Annotated in this window: 16 protein-coding genes; 8 read left to right on the forward strand and 8 right to left on the reverse strand. The window is 68.1% G+C overall.

Going from position 1 to position 16246, the window contains the following annotated elements; genetic code table 11:
* Nucleotides 1–6: 6 nt before the first annotated feature.
* The 4 genes from NJQ44_RS06360 to NJQ44_RS06375 all read right to left on the reverse strand — a co-directional run bounded on the left by NJQ44_RS06360 (nt 7) and on the right by NJQ44_RS06375 (nt 4025).
* Entirely contained in the window at nt 7–669 is a 663-nt protein-coding gene (locus tag NJQ44_RS06360) for a DUF998 domain-containing protein (protein WP_254273843.1), read from the reverse strand.
* Nucleotides 670–875: 206 nt separating this feature from the next.
* Nucleotides 876–2792, reverse strand: coding sequence for a molecular chaperone DnaK (dnaK, locus tag NJQ44_RS06365; protein WP_254273844.1), 1917 nt, complete (start codon nt 2790–2792; stop codon nt 876–878).
* A gap of 265 nt (nt 2793–3057) precedes the next feature.
* Nucleotides 3058–3720 (reverse strand): nucleotide exchange factor GrpE, encoded by a 663-nt coding sequence (locus NJQ44_RS06370; protein ID WP_254273845.1) that lies wholly within the window; start codon nt 3718–3720, stop codon nt 3058–3060.
* Between the two features lie 113 nt (nt 3721–3833).
* Complete coding sequence (locus NJQ44_RS06375) at nt 3834–4025, reverse strand: DUF1328 family protein (protein ID WP_254273846.1); 192 nt, start codon at nt 4023–4025, stop codon at nt 3834–3836.
* A 124-nt stretch (nt 4026–4149) separates the two neighbouring features.
* Here NJQ44_RS06375 and NJQ44_RS06380 point away from each other — a divergent pair, with 124 nt between their 5' ends.
* From NJQ44_RS06380 to NJQ44_RS06400, 5 genes are all read left to right on the forward strand, one after another.
* Entirely contained in the window at nt 4150–4929 is a 780-nt protein-coding gene (locus NJQ44_RS06380) for a YihY/virulence factor BrkB family protein (RefSeq protein ID WP_254273847.1), read from the forward strand.
* A 40-nt stretch (nt 4930–4969) separates the two neighbouring features.
* Entirely contained in the window at nt 4970–6304 is a 1335-nt protein-coding gene (locus tag NJQ44_RS06385) for a DEAD/DEAH box helicase family protein (RefSeq protein WP_254274319.1), read from the forward strand.
* Nucleotides 6305–6375: 71 nt separating this feature from the next.
* On the forward strand, nt 6376–7767 hold the full coding sequence (locus tag NJQ44_RS06390) for a TIGR00341 family protein (protein ID WP_254273848.1): 1392 nt from the start codon (nt 6376–6378) through the stop codon (nt 7765–7767).
* Nucleotides 7768–7803: 36 nt separating this feature from the next.
* The gene (locus tag NJQ44_RS06395; RefSeq protein WP_254273849.1) at nt 7804–8211 is read left to right on the forward strand and encodes a hypothetical protein; all 408 of its coding nucleotides are present in this window, start codon (nt 7804–7806) and stop codon (nt 8209–8211) included.
* A gap of 41 nt (nt 8212–8252) precedes the next feature.
* Nucleotides 8253–9827, forward strand: coding sequence for a DUF790 family protein (locus tag NJQ44_RS06400; protein ID WP_254273850.1), 1575 nt, complete (start codon nt 8253–8255; stop codon nt 9825–9827).
* On the opposite strand, the gene NJQ44_RS06405 is transcribed toward NJQ44_RS06400, so the two are convergent.
* On the reverse strand, nt 9828–11696 hold the full coding sequence (locus tag NJQ44_RS06405) for a trypsin-like serine peptidase (RefSeq protein WP_254273851.1): 1869 nt from the start codon (nt 11694–11696) through the stop codon (nt 9828–9830).
* Entirely contained in the window at nt 11693–12310 is a 618-nt protein-coding gene (locus tag NJQ44_RS06410; protein WP_254273852.1) for a DUF8130 domain-containing protein, read from the reverse strand. Before NJQ44_RS06410 ends, NJQ44_RS06405 begins: the two co-directional genes overlap by 4 nt.
* A gap of 299 nt (nt 12311–12609) precedes the next feature.
* Here NJQ44_RS06410 and NJQ44_RS06415 point away from each other — a divergent pair, with 299 nt between their 5' ends.
* Complete coding sequence (locus tag NJQ44_RS06415; protein ID WP_254273853.1) at nt 12610–12819, forward strand: dodecin family protein; 210 nt, start codon at nt 12610–12612, stop codon at nt 12817–12819.
* Between the two features lie 14 nt (nt 12820–12833).
* On the opposite strand, the gene NJQ44_RS06420 is transcribed toward NJQ44_RS06415, so the two are convergent.
* Nucleotides 12834–13340, reverse strand: coding sequence for a DUF7122 family protein (locus NJQ44_RS06420; protein ID WP_254273854.1), 507 nt, complete (start codon nt 13338–13340; stop codon nt 12834–12836).
* Nucleotides 13337–14245, reverse strand: coding sequence for an RsmB/NOP family class I SAM-dependent RNA methyltransferase (locus NJQ44_RS06425; protein WP_254273855.1), 909 nt, complete (start codon nt 14243–14245; stop codon nt 13337–13339). Before NJQ44_RS06425 ends, NJQ44_RS06420 begins: the two co-directional genes overlap by 4 nt.
* Nucleotides 14246–14489: 244 nt before the next feature.
* Here NJQ44_RS06425 and NJQ44_RS06430 point away from each other — a divergent pair, with 244 nt between their 5' ends.
* Together NJQ44_RS06430 and sppA are read left to right on the forward strand one after the other, a co-directional pair.
* The gene (locus tag NJQ44_RS06430; protein ID WP_254273856.1) at nt 14490–15227 is read left to right on the forward strand and encodes a proteasome assembly chaperone family protein; all 738 of its coding nucleotides are present in this window, start codon (nt 14490–14492) and stop codon (nt 15225–15227) included.
* Nucleotides 15227–16222, forward strand: a complete 996-nt coding sequence (sppA, locus tag NJQ44_RS06435) for a signal peptide peptidase SppA (RefSeq protein WP_254273857.1) — start codon at nt 15227–15229, stop codon at nt 16220–16222. Before NJQ44_RS06430 ends, sppA begins: the two co-directional genes overlap by 1 nt.
* The last annotated feature ends 24 nt before the right edge of the window (nt 16223–16246 follow it).

Below are 16246 nucleotides of genomic sequence, written 5' to 3' on the forward strand. Positions count from 1 at the left end.
AGCCCCTCAATCAGCGCTCGCGGTTGGAGGTCCCTCGCCCAGTAGATAGCCGCCGAACGCCGGAACCCACAACAGCAGAGGATAGGCGACCCATCGCTCCACGCCGCCGGACCCGAGGAACGCGAGCGGATGCGGTTGTCGCAACGCGAGACCGTAGAAGAAGACGCTGCAGAGAACCAGTAGCGAGACGGCACCCAACGCGCCACACAGGAGAGAAAACGGACGAGTGACGACCCGAGACGAGAGTACCGCGGTCACGCCGCCGCTGGCGAACGTGAGCAGTGCGGCGAGGCCGTGCCACGGGGTGACGTTTCCGGGGAAGACGCCGACGCCGAAGACGGCCGCTCCGAACACAGCGAGCGAAACCGTGAACTCGCGGCGACCGTCAGAGCGATGGAGGAAGTACGCCGCGACGAGAACGAGCGCCCCGGTCAGTAACATCGTACTGTTGAATATCGTCGCCGAAGGCTCGTGGATGACGGGATTCGGTGGCTGGGTCGACCCGAGGTCACTGATGTCCTGTCGAACCGAATAGTTCGGATAGAGCACTTCTGCGGTCGTGATACCCATGAACGCGACAGTCCCGGCTAGCACCATACTGGACCCGGCGAGCGACCGTGCACCGAGTCCGAACCGCCCCGCTTCGGTTCCGCTCCGAGCGTCGTCCATGCGGTCCACTGTACCACCGACACTGCATTAAACCGACACTCCGTACGGCCTCGCCAGCCAGTGCTTACTCGGGCGCTGAAGACTCTACACCGGAGCGGCTCACGCTCTCGTCGTCGATTCGTTGTCGCAAAAAACACCGCTCCGCTCGCGAGGACACCGGACGAGGCCACTACGCCGGGCTTCTGAGCGGGCGAAGACGACCCGTGTTACTCGTCGTCGTCGTCTTCCTGAACGTCTTCGAAGTCGGCGTCGACGTACTCCTCGCCCTGACCGGCCGCACCGCCAGCGGCCCCACCGGGGCCAGCGCCGCCCATGCCGCCGGGACCGGCACCTGCCGCGCCAGCGCCCGCGCCACCGGCACCGCCAGCGGCCTGCTGGGCCTGCTCTTGGTACATCTGCTTGCCGATTTCCTGCAGGGACTCCGAGAGCGTCTCGGTGACTTCCTCGTAGTCCTCGGTGTCGGCGTCTTCGTCGTCCAGCACTTCCTCGACGTCCTCGATTTTGGCCTCGATGTCCTCGATGACGTCTTCGTCGACGTTCTCCTCGTTCTCCTCGATGAGCGTCTCGGCGCGGCGGACGGCCGCCTCGGCCTCGTTACGGGCCTCGATGCGCTTGCGGCGCTCCTCGTCTTCCTCGGCGTGCTGTTCGGCCTCGTTCTGCATCTCCTCTATCTGCTCGTCGGAGAGGCCAGCGCCGCCTTCGATGGTGATGTCCTCCTTGTTGCCGGAGCCTTTGTCCTCGGCTTCGACGTTGACGATGCCGTTCTCGTCGATGTTGAACGAGACCTCGATCTGCGGCGTTCCGGCCGGTGCGGGCGGGATGCCCGACAGCGCGAACGCGCCGAGCAGTTCGTTCTCCTCGGCGATTTCACGCTCGCCCTGGAAGACGCGAATCTGGACCTGCGTCTGGTTGTCTTGGGCCGTGGTGAAAATCTTCGACTCCTCGGTCGGAATCGTCGTGTTCTTCTCGATGAGGCGCTCGAACAGGCCGCCCTTGACTTCGACGCCCAGCGAGAGCGGCGTCACGTCCAGCAGGACGATGTCGTCCACGTCGCCGGAGAGGACGCCGCCCTGAATCGCCGCGCCCAGCGCGACGGCCTCGTCGGGGTTGACGTTCTTCTTCGGCGCTTGCCCGGTCATCTCCTCGACTTTCTCCTGGACCTGCGGCATCCGGGTCGACCCGCCGACGAGGATGACCTCGTCGATGTCTCCCTCGTCGTAGCCCGCGTCCGCGAGGGCCTGCTCCGTCGGTCCGACGGTGCGGTCGATGAGGTCCTCGGTCAGAGATTCGAACGTCGCGCGCGTGAGTTTCTGTTCGAGGTCCAGCGGCCCGTCGTCCGTCGTCGCGATGAACGGGAGGTTGATTCGCGTCTCCTTGCGCGAGGAGAGTTCGACCTTCGCTTCCTCGGCGGCCTCGGTCAGGCGCTGGAGGGCCTGCCGGTCGTCGCGCAGGTCGATGCCGTGTTCGGACTCGAACTCGTCGGCCAGATAGTCGATGATGGCGTGGTCCCAGTCGTCGCCCCCGAGGTCGTTGTCCCCGTTGGTCGCGACGACTTCGTAGACGCCGCCCCCGAGGTCGAGGATGGAGACGTCGAACGTGCCGCCCCCGAGGTCGTAGACGAGGACGGTCTGGTCGGACTCGTCGTCCAGACCGTAGGCCATCGCGGCCGCCGTCGGTTCGTTGACGATGCGCTCGACCTCGAACCCGGCGATTTCCCCAGCGTCCTTCGTCGCCTGCCGCTGGCGGTCGTTGAAGTACGCCGGGACGGTGATGACGGCCTTCTCTATCTCGTCGCCGAGGTACTCCTCGGCGTCGCGCTTTATCTTCTGGAGAATCATCGCCGAGACTTGCTCGGGCGTGTACTCCTCCCCGTCGAGTTCCACCGAGTAGTCGTCCTCGCCCATGTGTCGCTTGATGGACTGGACGGTCTCGTCGGGGTTCTTGACCGCTTGGTTCTTCGCTGGCTTGCCGACGAGGCGCTCCCCGTCGTCGAACGCGACGACAGAGGGGGTCGTCCGCTCGCCTTCGGCGTTGACGATGATTTCGGGGTCGCCACCTTCCATGACCGCGAACGCGGAGTTCGTGGTCCCGAGGTCGATACCCAGAATCTTGTTGCTCGCCATCTTACCCGCTGATAGCGGACTCGGCCGGTTAAAAGTTGCTAGATGGTCTGACTTACGAACGGTGAGGAGTAGCCGCCTGCCGTCGGTTTTCGACGCCCAATACGCCGTCGACCGGAGGGTATATCAAGTACCGCAATCCGACCGTTCAAAATCGGGATTCTCGCCGTTCCGGTACGAGACCCCTCCCGGTCAGCATCTCGCTACTGCTCCGCGGTTCCCGTCGGTCACCGCGCCGGTTCGAGGGCCGCGCTCCGCGCGCCCCTCGCTACTCCTCACTAACGGTAACTTGCGCCTCGCGCAGCACCTTCTCGGCCATCTCGTAGCCAGGTCGGTGCACGTCGGCGATAGCGCCGGGGTCCTCGTCGCTCTCGACGTTCGCCAACACCTGATGCTGGGTCGGGTCCACGTCCTCACCCGGGTCGGGGTCGATGACCTCGACGTTCTCGGCGGCCAGCACGTCGTCGAGTTGCCGGAGCGTCGACTCGACGCCGCTGCGAATCTCGGCGTCCTCGTCTTGGTCCAGCGCGCGTTCCAGGTTGTCCCGAACGTCGAGAACGCGGGTGACGAGGTCCTCGGTGGCGCGCTGTTTCTCCTCTTCGCGGCGCTTGTCCATCCGCTTCTTGTAGTTCTGGAACTCCGCTTGCTTGCGCTTGAGTTTGTCTTCGAGTTCGTCGGCCTCGGCTTTGAGGTCCGCCACCTCGCTCTCCAGCGCATCGGTACGGGTCCGCAGGGCCGCGAGTTCCCGGGCGATGTCCTCGGGGTCGGACTCGGCGACTCGCTCGACCAACTCGTCGTCGGGCGCGTCCTCGGCCCCCGTCACATCGTCGAGGTCGATGGCGTCGGCGTCGACGTCATCGGGGGCGTCTTCGAGGTCAACGTCCTCGGCGTCGGCGGCCGCGTCCGCTGCGCTTGCGTCCTGCTCGGTCATACCCTATCGGAGTCGTCACACGGGTAAAAGGATTCAGAAACGTCCTCGACTGTCTGAGACGACGCCACCGTCAGGGGGTCGCATCGGCAGCAGGCCGACGGGGGACCCGCGGACTACAGCAGGAGGCTGACCACCATGACGACGAGAAACAGGAGGACGAGTATCCGCGCGAGTTGCATGCTCACGCCAGCGACGCCGCGGAAACCGACGAGACCGGCGACGACGGCCAGCACCAGAAACACCAGCGCGAGCCAGAGGAAGTCGCCGGTGAACTGCAACGGCACGAACGCGAACGACTGAGTCATAGGGGACTGTCGAGGGGTCTGCCGGTTTGTTACCGAGGTGGTACCGGACGGTAACGCCTCCGTTCGGGCGGACGAGGCGTGGTATGTCGGGCATAGCTAACGGCGGTCCGGGCGTCCGCTCCGTATGGGCGCCCTCGACCGACCGGACTCGCTTCTGACGGTGGCCCGGCGGGTCGTCGCCGCGGCGCGGGAGGTGGACCTCGGGACGAACGCGGCGGCGCTCGCGTACTACGCGCTGGTGTCGCTGGTTCCGCTGGTCGTCCTCTCGACGGTCGTGGTGACGGTCATCTGGGGCGACGCTGTCGCCGCGAGACTCATCGACGCCGTCGGCCAGATACTCTCGCCATCGGGGACCCAACTCGTCCGCGACGCGGTCACCGGGGCCGCGGGTCGCTGGCAGGCCTCGGTCGGGAGCGTGGTCGTCCTCATCTGGGGTGTCCTCCGATTCTTTCGCGCCCTCGACAGCGCTATCGCAGACATCTACGGGACCGAGGCCCACGTGGGCAGTCGCGTGGCGGACGGATTGGTGGCGATGCTCGGCGTCGGCGGCGCTATCGCCGTCGTCGTGAGCGCGCGCCTCCTCGCGGCGGCGTTCGAGACGACGGCCGTCGGGTTTCCCGTCGTCGCGGTCCGGGTGCTCGTCGTCGCGCTGCTGCTCGGCCCACTGTACTACATACTCCCCGACGTGCAACTGTCGCTACGCGATGTCCTTCCCGGGACGGTGCTGGCCGCGGGCGGATGGGAACTGCTCCGCATCGCGTTCGACCTCTACCTCCTCGTCGGCGGCACGTCGCTGTCGGGCTTGTTGGGCGCTATCCTCCTCTTCGTGACGTGGCTCTTCTTCGGAAGCGCCGTCGTCCTCGTCGGTGCGCTCGTCAACGCCGTCGTCGCCGGGTATCGGTGAGCGCGAAATCGTTATCCGCGGCCCTCACGAACCGTTCGCCGTGCTGACGCTGACGTTCGAGTCGGGGACCATCAGGGTCGCTGGCGACCCGCCCGCGGACCTGCCGGGGGTCGAGTCCGACGACCGCTCGAAGAGCGCCCGCGCCCCGGCGTACCGGTACGCCGCCATCCGGAGAACCCTCGACGAGCGCGGCATCGAGTACGAGGACCGCGTCCTCGACACGTCGTCGCTCGCCCTCTCGACGACCTACGACCTCCGGGCGTACCAGCAGTCGGCGCTGGACGCGTGGCGGGACGCAGGGGACCGCGGGTGTCTGGAACTGCCGACCGGGAGCGGCAAGACGGTCATCGGCATCGCGGCGATGGTGGCGCTCGGGACGCCGACGCTGGTGGTCGTTCCCACCATCGACCTCCTCGAGCAGTGGCAACGCGAACTCGAACGGGAGTTCGACCGGCCAATCGGTAGACTCGGCGGCGGCGAACAGCGCGTCGAGTCGGTGACCGTCGCCACGTACGACTCGGCGTATCTCCGGGCCGACGAACTCGGCGACCGCTTCGGCCTCGTCGTCTTCGACGAGGTCCACCACCTCGGCGGGGAGGGCTACCGCGACATCGCTCGCTTGCTGGCCGCGCCCGCTCGACTCGGCCTCACGGCCACGTTCGAGCGTCCCGACGGCGCACACGAGGTCATCGAAGCCCTCGTCGGCCCCCTCGTCCAGTCCGTCGCCGTCGACGAGTTGGCGGGCGACCACCTCGCGGACTACGACATCAAGCGCCTCGAAGTCGCGCTCACCGCAGACGAACGCGAGCGCTACGAGGCGTTACAGGGGACGTTCACGGACTACCTCGCGCGGTCGAACATCCAGATGCGGTCGGGGAGCGACTATCAGGAACTCGTCAAGCGCTCGGGGACGGACCCGGCGGCCCGCGAGGCGTTGCTCGCCAAACAACGCGCTCGCGAGGTGATGATGAACGCACAGGGGAAAGTCGACGAACTCGCCGCCATCCTCGACAGACACCGCGGGGACCGCGTCATCGTCTTCACGGCCTACACCGACCTCGTCTACCGCCTCTCCGAGCGGTTCCTGATACCGGCCATCACGCACGAGACGGGCGCGGCCGAACGCCGCGAGATTCTGGCGCGGTTCCGCGACGGGACGTACTCGCGGGTCGTGACGGCGAACGTCTTGGACGAGGGCGTGGACGTGCCCGACGCCAACGTCGCCGTCGTCCTCTCGGGCAGCGGGTCCGAACGGGAGTTCACGCAGCGACTCGGCCGCATCCTCCGCCCGAAGGCCGACGGGTCGCGGGCACTGCTGTACGAACTAGTCACCGAGGAGACGGCCGAGGAGCGCGTGGCCCGGCGGCGGCGGTGACCGCTGGCGGGCCTTCCGGGTAGGCATCCTACCGTCCACGTAAGCAGTGCATACATAACGGCACACCGCTGGTGGATGGGACAGATGCACCCGCCGTCTCACCGCGTCTCGACCGTCTCGCCGGGGGGACAGCGGTGCGACTGATTCAGTTGCGTGTCGCCGACGACGAGGAACTGGAAGCGGTGCAGACAGTTCTCGACGACCGGTCGATACGCTACGTCCTGACGGACGAACAGCGAGGTGACGGGGCGGCGTCGCTGGTGCAGTTCCCGCTCCCGCCGGAGGCCGTCGACGAGGTGTTCGACGACATCGAAGATGCGGGCGTGGACGCCGACCACTACGCCGTCGTCGCCCGCGCCGAGACAGCGTGGCCGGACCAGTCAGACGCCGCAGAGCGCTACGAAGACCGAATCTCCCACGACGAACTGCGGGGTCGCGCCGTCGGCATGAACCCCGGCGTCGTCACCTACTACGGAATGACGGTCCTGAGCGCCGTCGTCGCGACAGCGGGTCTTCTGCTGGACTCGCCGGCTATCGTCGTCGGGTCGATGGTCATCGCGCCGCAGGTCGGGTCGGCGCTCACCGCCAGCGTCGGGACGGCGCTCAGCGACCGCGAACTCGTCGTCGAGGGCTTCCGAGACCAAGCGCTCGGGCTGACCGTCGCCGTTCTCGGCGCGACGGCGTTCGGCCTCCTCGTCCGCTACGCGGGGTTCGTCCCCGAGGCCCTGCGCGTGGCGACGGTCCAGCAGATTTCACAGCGCATCTCGCCCGGGTTCCTCTCGATGGCCGTCGGCGTCTGCGCGGGTGCGGCGGGGGCGGTCGGCCTCGCGACGGCGCTGCCCGTCTCGCTCGTCGGCGTGATGATAGCGGCGGCGCTCATCCCCGCCGCCGCCGCCGTCGGCGTCGGCATCGCGTGGGAACTCCCCGCCGTCGCGCTGGGTGCGGGCATCCTCCTGTTGGTGAACGCCGCCGCCATCAACCTCACCGGCTTTCTGGTGCTCTGGGGGCTGGGGTTTCGCCCGCCCGAGTGGCCGGAGGGGTGGCCCACGGTCGGAACGCTCCGGGACCACGCGCCCACGGTGGCGGCCGTCGCCCTGTTGCTCGTCGCGTTCGCCGGGGCGAGCACCGTCACCGCGCGGCAGATGCAGGTCGAGACGGCGGTCAACGACGCCGTCGCCGACGTTCTCGACGACGGGGCCTACGAGTCCCTGCGGTTGCTCTCGGTCCGCACCCGCTTCGGCGGCGTCTCGGTCTATCGACTCGACCGAGCGGTCACCGTCGAAGTGAGTCGCCCCGCCGACGAGGCGTATCCGGGACTGGTCGAACAGTTGGGGCGGGCGATTAGCGACGCCATCGACGAGCGAGTCGCCGTCGACGTGACTTTCGTCGAGCGAAAGAGCGGTACGAGCGAGAGACGGGCGGTTCGAGCGCCGTCGCGAGCGACCGCGCCCCGGATGACGTGACAAACTGATTAGGTTCTGGCCGCCAGAGTATCCTGTATGGCACGGACTTCAGACGACGCGCCGGACGTGACCGACGTCGAGATGGAGGCGCTCCACGCCGTCGAACTCGGGTTGGAGTGGCTCCAGCGCGCCAACGGGATGCTGGTGTCGTTTCACCACGCCACGGGGCACGCGATGGACCACTTAGACGACGCCGAGCGGACCCTCCGGGCCTGCGGCCACGACGAGTTCGCCGACGAACTCCGGGACGACCTACTGCCCAGCGGGGCCGTCGACGAGCGCTGGACCTACGACCTCTTGGAGACGTTCCAGTCGGGGCTGTTGAACGAGGCCACGGGCTTCGAACGGCGGGTACGCGATGACATCGCCGACGGCCACAGCCACGTCGCGGAGCGCCAGCAAGAGCGCGAGTGGCGTCGCCGCGCCCGCGAACCCGACGAGTGAGCCGCGAGCGATTTTTGTAGCCCGCTCGCCCACCACAGACTGTGCTGACGAAGGACCTCCTCCGCGTCTCCCGCGCGGGCGGCGGCTACCACCCGCAGTTCGCCGAGGAGTCCCACGAGCGACTCGCGGCCCGCGTCCTCGGCGTGTACCAGGGTCACGTCGGCGAGACGCGGGCGGATTTGCAGGCGGCGCTCACCGACCTCGAAGGCGAGGCCGCCGACTTCAAACTCGTCCGCGGGTTCGCGAAACTCGTCGACCGGGACGCGGCGTTCGAGACGCGGGCGCGGGTCCCACCGGAGCGGGCGCGAAAGCGCGTCTTCGAGGCCGCCGAAGCCGTCGGGGTCGTCACCGACGCCGAACGGGACGAGGCAATCCAGCGCGCCGCGGCCCGTCTCGGCGTCTCCGCCGACGCCGTGGCCGACTCGCTGTACGCCGATTTGGCCGACAGAGAGGTGCTCGCGGCCGTCGACGCCCGCTGGACGCCGACGGAACTGCGCGAGCAGTACAACCTCTCGCTGGCCCAGACGGCGCTGTTCGACGCCACCGAGGTCAGGGTCCGTTCGTCGGACCCGACGACGCTCGTCTCGGCGGTGAAACGACTCCGCCTGCTGTACGAGATTCGCAAGACCCCCGAGGGTCGTGAAGTCGTCGTCACCGGGCCGGACGCGCTGTTCTCGAACACGCGGCGGTACGGGACCCGCTTCGCCCGCCTGTTGCGGACCGTCGCGGCGGCCAGCGAGTGGGACCTGACCGCGACCATCGACGACCGGGGGACCGAGCGCGAACTCCATCTCTCGACGGGCGACGTGTCCGTGCCGGGCGTCGGCCCGGTGACGGAGGTGTCCTACGACAGCGGCGTCGAGGCGGACTTCGCCGCCCGGTTCGCGTCGCTGGACCTCGACTGGACGCTCGTGCGCGAACCCGAACCGCTCGAAGCGGGCGAACACGTCGCCGTCCCGGACTTCGCCTTCGAGTGGTCGCCGGGCGGTGGCGACGAAACGGTTCACGACACCATCGACCCCGACGCGCCGTTTCGCGTGTTCTTCGAGGTGATGGGCTTCTGGACGCCCGAGTACGTCCGGAAGAAACTCGATAGACTGGCGGCGCTCGAAGACGTGGAGATGCTCGTCGCCGTCGACGAGTCGCTGGGTGTCGGCGAGGAACTGGCCGCGGGTGACCACCGCGCCATCCCGTACTCGGGGACGGTCCGAGTCAAGGACGTGCGCGACGCGCTCCGACCGTACGAGGAGCGACTCGTCGCCGAGAGCGCGGCCGACATCCCGGACGCGCTGACGCCGGACGACGACGTTCTCACGCTCGAGTCGCTGGCCGCCGAACTGGGCGTCACCGCCGACGCCGTCGCGGACAAGTCGTTCCCGGACCACGAGCGCGTGGGGCGAACGCTCGTCCGCCCGCGCGTCCTCGACGAACTCCGCGACGAACTGGAACCGGGTCTCGAACTGGCGGCGGTCCGAGAACTGTTCGACGGGTACGGCATCGACGACGAGAGTTCGGTGCTGTCTGCACTCGGGTATTCGGTGGCGTGGGAGGGGCTCGGCGGCGGGACGATTCGACGGACGGCGTCCGACTCCGATGCCGACGCCGATACGGAGTGACTACCCCTCGACCGTCGCGCCGGTCTGCCAGCGGAAGACGAGGTCCTGTATCTGGGCGTCGCTGATTGTCTCGCCGCCGGTCCCCGGCACTTCGGTTCCGGTCTGCCACCAGAAGACGGCCTGCTGAATCTCGCCGTCCTCGACGGTCGAATCGTCGCCGTCGCCCGCGCTCGCGACGGCCTCCGCGACGGTGGCCCCCTCTTCGACGGTGAGTGACCCGAGACGGGCGGTGTTCGAGAGTTCGCCCGGTTCGGTGCCGTACTCGTCGACGCTCTCGCCGTCGTCGATAATCGCGCCGACGGTGTAGGTTCCGGCGGGCATCGATTCAGGGACGGACCCGTCGACCGACGCCGTCCGGACGGTAAAGGGCGTGTGCGAACACAGCGTCTCGGTCCCGAGTTCCCGGTCCCCTCGGTCGATAGCGTCGTCGGCCGAGGCGTACAGGGTCACGTCGTAACACCCGGTCGCCTCGGTGCCCTCGTTGGTCACGTCGACGCTGGCGTTCACCGACGTGCCCTGTTCGGCGGTCGATTGGTCGAGGCTGTTGGTCCCGTGTTCGGCCAGTTCGGGCCGGTCGGCGGGTGTGTAGGTGGCACCGCTCTCGGACAGCATCGACTGCATATCCGAGTACTTGTTGTTCGTCAGCCGCGTCCCGAAGTTCGCGACCGACTCGGCGGTCTGGTAGGCGACGACCGAGAGCGCGTAGTACCCCGGCGACTCGACGCCCGGATAGCTCGTATCGAGGTACTTGTAGACGGGACTCCCGCTCTGCCCGCCGGTGGTCACCAGCCAGTAGTAGTGGCGGGGGTCGTTGTCGAAACAGAAGGCGCAGGACCCGGTCCCGGCACCCTCGTCGTAGTCCGTCCACATCGAGGGGTAGGGTCCCGACGGGGGCACGACCGGGTAGCCCGACGTTTCGGCGTACTCGTCGTACACGGGGCTATCCGCTGGCGTCGTGTAGTACCCCATCGTCCCCGTCCACTCGCCGACGGGGCGGTCCAGCGTCAAGACGGCGATGTCCCAGTTCGCGGGTTCGCTGTCCACCCACCGGTCGTACGTCTGCCCGTAGACCACGTCGGCGCTGTAGAAGGGCTGTTGGTCGTCCGGTTCGACGCCGTCGGCGGCGGGGACCACGGAGAGGGCGTCGGCCCATCCGCCGTAATCGCTCTGATAGGCGCAGTGGGCGGCCGTCATGACGTGGTTCTCGTCGACGAGCGTCCCGGAACAGCCGTACTCGCCGACGCCGTCACCGTCGCTGTCGATTCGCACCTGCACGACGGGACTGTGGGGCCACGCGGTGGTGTCCGGCACGCGGGTCCGGTCACCGTCAGGGGCCGTGCTCTGAATCGGCGCCGCACCGTCTGTGCCGGACGAGCGCGTCCCCGCCGTCGCCGCCGACTCGTTGCCGTCGGCGGACACCTGTCCGCCGGTGGTGTAGCGTCGGTCCGACCCGTCCCGGAAGTCGTGGACGACGATGGACTCCTCGGTGTCGCTGAGGACCGGTTGGGGTTCGGTCACGCCGTCGCCGTCGGCGGCCGGTCGCGGCGCAGGGGCGGGCTTGAGTCGCCCGTCCTCGGGCGGTGCGGCCGACGGCACGTCCGACGCGTTCGCGGCGTCGCTGGCGTTCGACTGTGCCGCTGGGTCTGCCGCCTCGTCTGCCGGTCCGGCGGTCCCGTGCCCCGGTGAGGCACCTGCCGGGGCCACGGCGACCACGGCGAACGCGGCGACCAACGCGACGACGGCGAGGGTCGACACCCGACGCCGAGACAGCAACTCTCCCATCACGGCCCTCCCACGTCGTCGCTCGCTCGCCGCTCGAACCGTCGGCCGCGAATCCGTCGCTGTCTGGTCTTGAGTGTCATGTGTCATGCCTCGCGGTCCGCAATCGAGAGTTCGATTTCGGGCGTCAGACCCGCGTACGTCGGTATGACGCCTGAGTGGTCGACGACCCGAAATCGACCGGTGTGACCGCGCTGTTCCTGTCGGCGAACCGCGTACCGCGCGCTCACCTGCTCGCCGGGTTTCAACTCGCCGAGGCGTCCTCTCGCAGCGACGCTGACGGTCCCGTTCTCGATTCTGACGGCGCTCGTCTCCGCGTAACGCTCGTTCCAGAGCAGAAATCGGCCGTCAGAAGAAACCGATTCGGCGAGCAGCACGCCGAACGGGAAGATTGGCCCGCCCCGGAGCGGAACCGTGGTCTCGGCGGACGTGTTTCGGAGCGACAGGGTGAGTGTCGCCGGACTCTCGGACCTGAGCGTTTCGTCGGTCACCGACACGCCGAACGTCACGGGCGGGTCGTCGCGCTCGATTTCGGCCGCCGAGAGTAGCGTCACGGTGGCTTCGGCGGGTTCGGTCGTGGTCGCCTCGGAGGCCGTTCCGCTGTCCGTCTGCCCGCGCGAGGCACACCCGGCGACGCCGACGACGCCGAGAGAGGCCGCTCGCAGGACCTGCCGACGAGAGAGACAGGTCGTAGTCGAACGCACCTCTCGGACCCGTCGACGGTGTCGCTCGGAACGCGCTCCCGGTGGTCGCCGCGCCATTCGTAGGAATACTGACCGGACTCTGGGCCTTGGTAACCGGTTCTATTACCCCGGATAACGACTTCGTTACGCGAGAGTAGTCGGGTGCTACGACCGACAGACGGCGGCGGGGCGCCGAGCGCCGCGGCCGGAACACCGGGAATCGTTCGCCGCCCCCCGTCGGTGCTAACGCGGCCTTACTGCCCGCGGGCGCCGATAGCCGACGCATAGTTATTCTGTCGCCGGTCCCCCGTTCGGTCGCTATGACGGCAGTCAAGATAGTCAAGGTACTCGGTACGTCGACAGAATCGTGGGAAGACGCGGCGCACGAGGCCGTCGCGCAGGCCAGCGAGACAATCGAAGACATCCACGGCGTCGAGGTCGAAGACTGGACGGCCAACGTCGAGGACGGACGCATCACGGAGTACAAGACCACCGTGGAGGTGGCGTTCCCGGTCCACCAGCAGGCCTAACGCGGCCCGAAGGGCTACGTGTCGAGGTCCCGCCGCCGACCTTTCGGCACTTGCGAGCGCAGTTCGCCGTAGACGTACAGACCGACACCGATGGGTTCGGTCCGACCCGCGAGGTCGTGGGTCACGACGAGGTAGCCCCAGTCGCCGTCCCAGTCGAGTTCTTGGTCGTACCCGGAGACGAACGCCGCCGCCTCCCCCTCGGAGAGGTGCATGACGTTCGTACTCGCGTGTTCGCCGAACCGCTGGACGGCCTCCAGCGTCGGCTTCCAGTGTTCCTGCCGGGTCCTGAGGAACGTCATCCCCAGTCCCTCCACGTCGACGGGCGAGGGCGGGTCGCCCCGGTAGACCCATATCTTGCCAGCGCCGCGCTCCCAGAAGGTGTGATTCTCGAACGTCTCCGGCGGCACGCCGAAGCGGTCGCTCCAGAAGTCGAGCACTTCCTCGCGGGTCGCCCGACCCTCGTCCTCGCGTTCGGCGGCCGTCTCCGGCAGTCGCGTGAACTGCGTGCTGTCGTTGCTCATCCCGTCACCTCCAACTTCGCACAGAAGAACCCGCCCGTGTCGTTGTGGTGGGGATAGATGCGTTTGGCCTTCGCGACGCTCGGGTCGAACTCCTCGTCCTCCCACTCGGTGATCCCCTCTCGGTGGGTCATCCCGAGGTCGTAGTCGACGAGTTCGCACGCTTCGTCACCGAGGACGTGGTCCAAGACGCCCTCGTTCTCCTCGGGCGCGAACGTACACGTCGAGTAGACGACGGTTCCGCCGGGGTCGGTCGCCTGCACCGCACGGGTGAGGATTCCCTTCTGGACGCCCGCGATGCCCTCGACGTGCGAGAGCGACCAGTCGTCGAAGGCGTCGCGGTTCTTCCGAATCGTCCCCTCGCAGGAACAGGGTACGTCGACGAGCGTCCGGTCGTACGTCTCGCCGCCGAAGGGCTTCAGCGAGTGGTTGCGGCCGTCCTCGTGGGTGACGGCGACGCTGGTCGCACCGAGTCGCTCGCTGTTGGTCCGAAGCGCCGAGATGCGCCCGAGGTTGTTGTCCGTCGCCACGACTTCGCCCTCGTCGTCCATCAGCGCCGCGAGTTGCGTGGTCTTGGTTCCCGGCGCGGCGCAGGCGTCCCACACCCGTTCGCCCGGTTGCGGGTCCAACACCGTCGCCGGGACGGCGGACACCTCCTCTTGGCCGTGTATCCAGCCGTGGAAGTACGGCCAGTTGGCCCCGGGCGAGTCCTCGGGCAGGACGAACAGCAGGTCGTGCCAGTCGACCGGTTCGTACGCGACCCCGGCCTCGTCGAGCGCTTCGGTGGCTTCCTCGACGGTGGCCTTGATGGTGTTGACCCGAATCGCCGACGGGAGCGGCCGGTCGCAGGCCGCCCGGAACGCCTCGAAGTCGTCGACGATGGGGCGATACCGTTCGATTGGTTCCATTGGCCCCGGGTTCGACGGGGGCGCGTTTGTGGGTTTCGAAGCTAGCGACCGTCGATTCAAGCGTGCTTCGTGCTGTACGCCCCTCCGCGACCAGTCAGAAAGCCCCCTTTCAGCCCCATCCCGTGGCAGGATGCACTGGGCCGGACTCTCTGACTGTTCCCGGCAGCCGATTTCGACCCGCGTTCGCTAACCGGAAGCCGCTAGTAGCCGTTCCTTTCAAGCCGACGGCGGGCGTATCTCTCGTATGGCGCACATCCAGATACACCGGGACGACATCGAACTCGACGACCCGACGCTCGTCGAGGGCCTCCCGGGCATAGGATTGGTGGGGAAAATCGCCGCCGACCACCTCGTCGACGTGTTCGACATGGTTCACTACGGGACGGCCCACTGCGAGGGCCTGCCCGAGATAGCGGTGTACGAGGCGGGCGACCCGACGGTCCGCGGGCCGGTCCGCCTCTACGCCGACGCCGAGCGTGACCTCCTCGTTCTCCAGAGCGACGCGCCGGTGTCGCCGTCGTCGGCCGAGGAGTTCGCCAGTTGCATCGTCGGGTGGTTCGACAGCCACGGCGTGACGCCCATCTTCCTGAGCGGGATGCCCGCCGAGAAGGAGGGCGTCCCGTCGGTGTACGGCATCGCCACCGGTGACGGCGCGGCCTTGCTGGAGGACGCCGATGTGGACGCCCCCACCGAGTCCGGCGCGGTCACCGGCCCGACGGGGGCGCTCGTCCACGAGGCACAGCGCGTCGGCCTCACCGGTGTCGGACTCATCGTCCAGGCCGACCCGAGGTTCCCGGACCCCGAGGCCGCGCGGGCGCTCCTGAACACGGCCGTCGGCCCCCTCGGGTCGTTCGAGGTCGACACCGACGCGCTGGTCGAGCAGGCCGATGAAATCGGGCAGGCCAAAGAGCGCCTCGCCCAGCAGATGCAGGAGGGCGACGACGAGAGCACGAGCGCGCGGCCGCTGGGGATGTTCCAGTAATGGTCGACGAAGATACGGTCGCGCGAGTCGCCCTCGTGCTGGTGGTCGTCATCGCGGCGGTGCTCGTGAGCGCGTTCGCGTTCCTGTTCGTCCCCGGTGACCTCGCGGAACTCCTTGGCGTCTTGCTGGTGGTCGCAGTCGCGGCCCTCGCGGCACGCATCGGCGGGAATCTCGCCGGGTCGCTCCTGCCCGCGCACAACGTCGCCGAGGTGGCCGTCGAAGGCCCGATTACGCGCGACGGCGGTGGCGGCCCGCTCAGCGCCCCCGGCGGGGCCGGAGCAGACGACATCGTCGAGCAGATAACGCGCGCCGACGAGGACCGCGGCGCAGAGGCGCTCTTGCTGAAACTGAACACGCCCGGCGGCGCGATCGTCCCGAGCGAGGACATCCGCATCGCCGCCGAGCGCTTCGACGGGCCGACCGTGGCCTACGCGACGGACGTGTGTGCCAGCGGCGGCTACGACATCGCCGCTGGCTGTGACGAACTGTGGGCGCGGGAAGGCTCTATCGTCGGGTCCATCGGCGTCATCGGCTCTCGGGTCAACGCGAAGGACCTCGCCGACCGCGCGGGCCTCTCCTACGAGCAGTTCACCGCCGGGGAGTACAAGGACGCCGGGACGCCCCTGAAGGAGATGGACGAGGACGAGCGCGCCTACCTCCAAGGCCTCGTCGACGACTACTACGACCAGTTCGTCGAGACGGTCGCCGAAGGCCGGGACTTGGACGACGAGACCATCCGGGAGACGGAGGCTCGCGTCTTCCTCGGCGAGGAGGCACACGAGCGCGGCCTCGTCGACGAACTCGGAACCCGCGAGGCAGTCGAGGAGCGCCTCGAAGCCCGACTCGGCGAGGAAGTCACCGTCGCCGAGTTCGAACCACAGCGGAGCCTCGCCGCGCGACTGCGAGGCGGCGCACGACACGCCGCCTACGCGTTCGGGTCGGGTCTCGCCAGTCACTTCGACGGGGACGTGGACGGTCTCTCCTTCCGTCGGTAACGCGCGAGGGTTTTTTACCTCGCC

Origin of the sequence: Haloarcula marina, from assembly GCF_024218775.1 — an archaeon.
Taxonomy (GTDB): Archaea; Halobacteriota; Halobacteria; order Halobacteriales; family Haloarculaceae; genus Haloarcula; species Haloarcula marina.

Bases quoted from the DNA above. Each gene is read 5' to 3' on its own strand.
- NJQ44_RS06395 (WP_254273849.1), top strand. From the start codon at position 7,804: ATGGCACGGACTTCAGACGACGCGCCGGACGTGACCGACGTCGAGATG.
- dnaK (WP_254273844.1), bottom strand. From the start codon at position 2,792: ATGGCGAGCAACAAGATTCTGGGTATCGACCTCGGGACCACGAACTCC.
- NJQ44_RS06415 (WP_254273853.1), top strand. From the start codon at position 12,610: ATGACGGCAGTCAAGATAGTCAAGGTACTCGGTACGTCGACAGAATCG.
- NJQ44_RS06420 (WP_254273854.1), bottom strand. From the start codon at position 13,340: ATGAGCAACGACAGCACGCAGTTCACGCGACTGCCGGAGACGGCCGCC.
- NJQ44_RS06380 (WP_254273847.1), top strand. From the start codon at position 4,150: ATGGGCGCCCTCGACCGACCGGACTCGCTTCTGACGGTGGCCCGGCGG.
- NJQ44_RS06375 (WP_254273846.1), bottom strand. From the start codon at position 4,025: ATGACTCAGTCGTTCGCGTTCGTGCCGTTGCAGTTCACCGGCGACTTC.
- sppA (WP_254273857.1), top strand. From the start codon at position 15,227: ATGGTCGACGAAGATACGGTCGCGCGAGTCGCCCTCGTGCTGGTGGTC.
- NJQ44_RS06370 (WP_254273845.1), bottom strand. From the start codon at position 3,720: ATGACCGAGCAGGACGCAAGCGCAGCGGACGCGGCCGCCGACGCCGAG.
- NJQ44_RS06360 (WP_254273843.1), bottom strand. From the start codon at position 669: ATGGACGACGCTCGGAGCGGAACCGAAGCGGGGCGGTTCGGACTCGGT.
- NJQ44_RS06405 (WP_254273851.1), bottom strand. From the start codon at position 11,696: ATGACACATGACACTCAAGACCAGACAGCGACGGATTCGCGGCCGACG.
- NJQ44_RS06425 (WP_254273855.1), bottom strand. From the start codon at position 14,245: ATGGAACCAATCGAACGGTATCGCCCCATCGTCGACGACTTCGAGGCG.
- NJQ44_RS06430 (WP_254273856.1), top strand. From the start codon at position 14,490: ATGGCGCACATCCAGATACACCGGGACGACATCGAACTCGACGACCCG.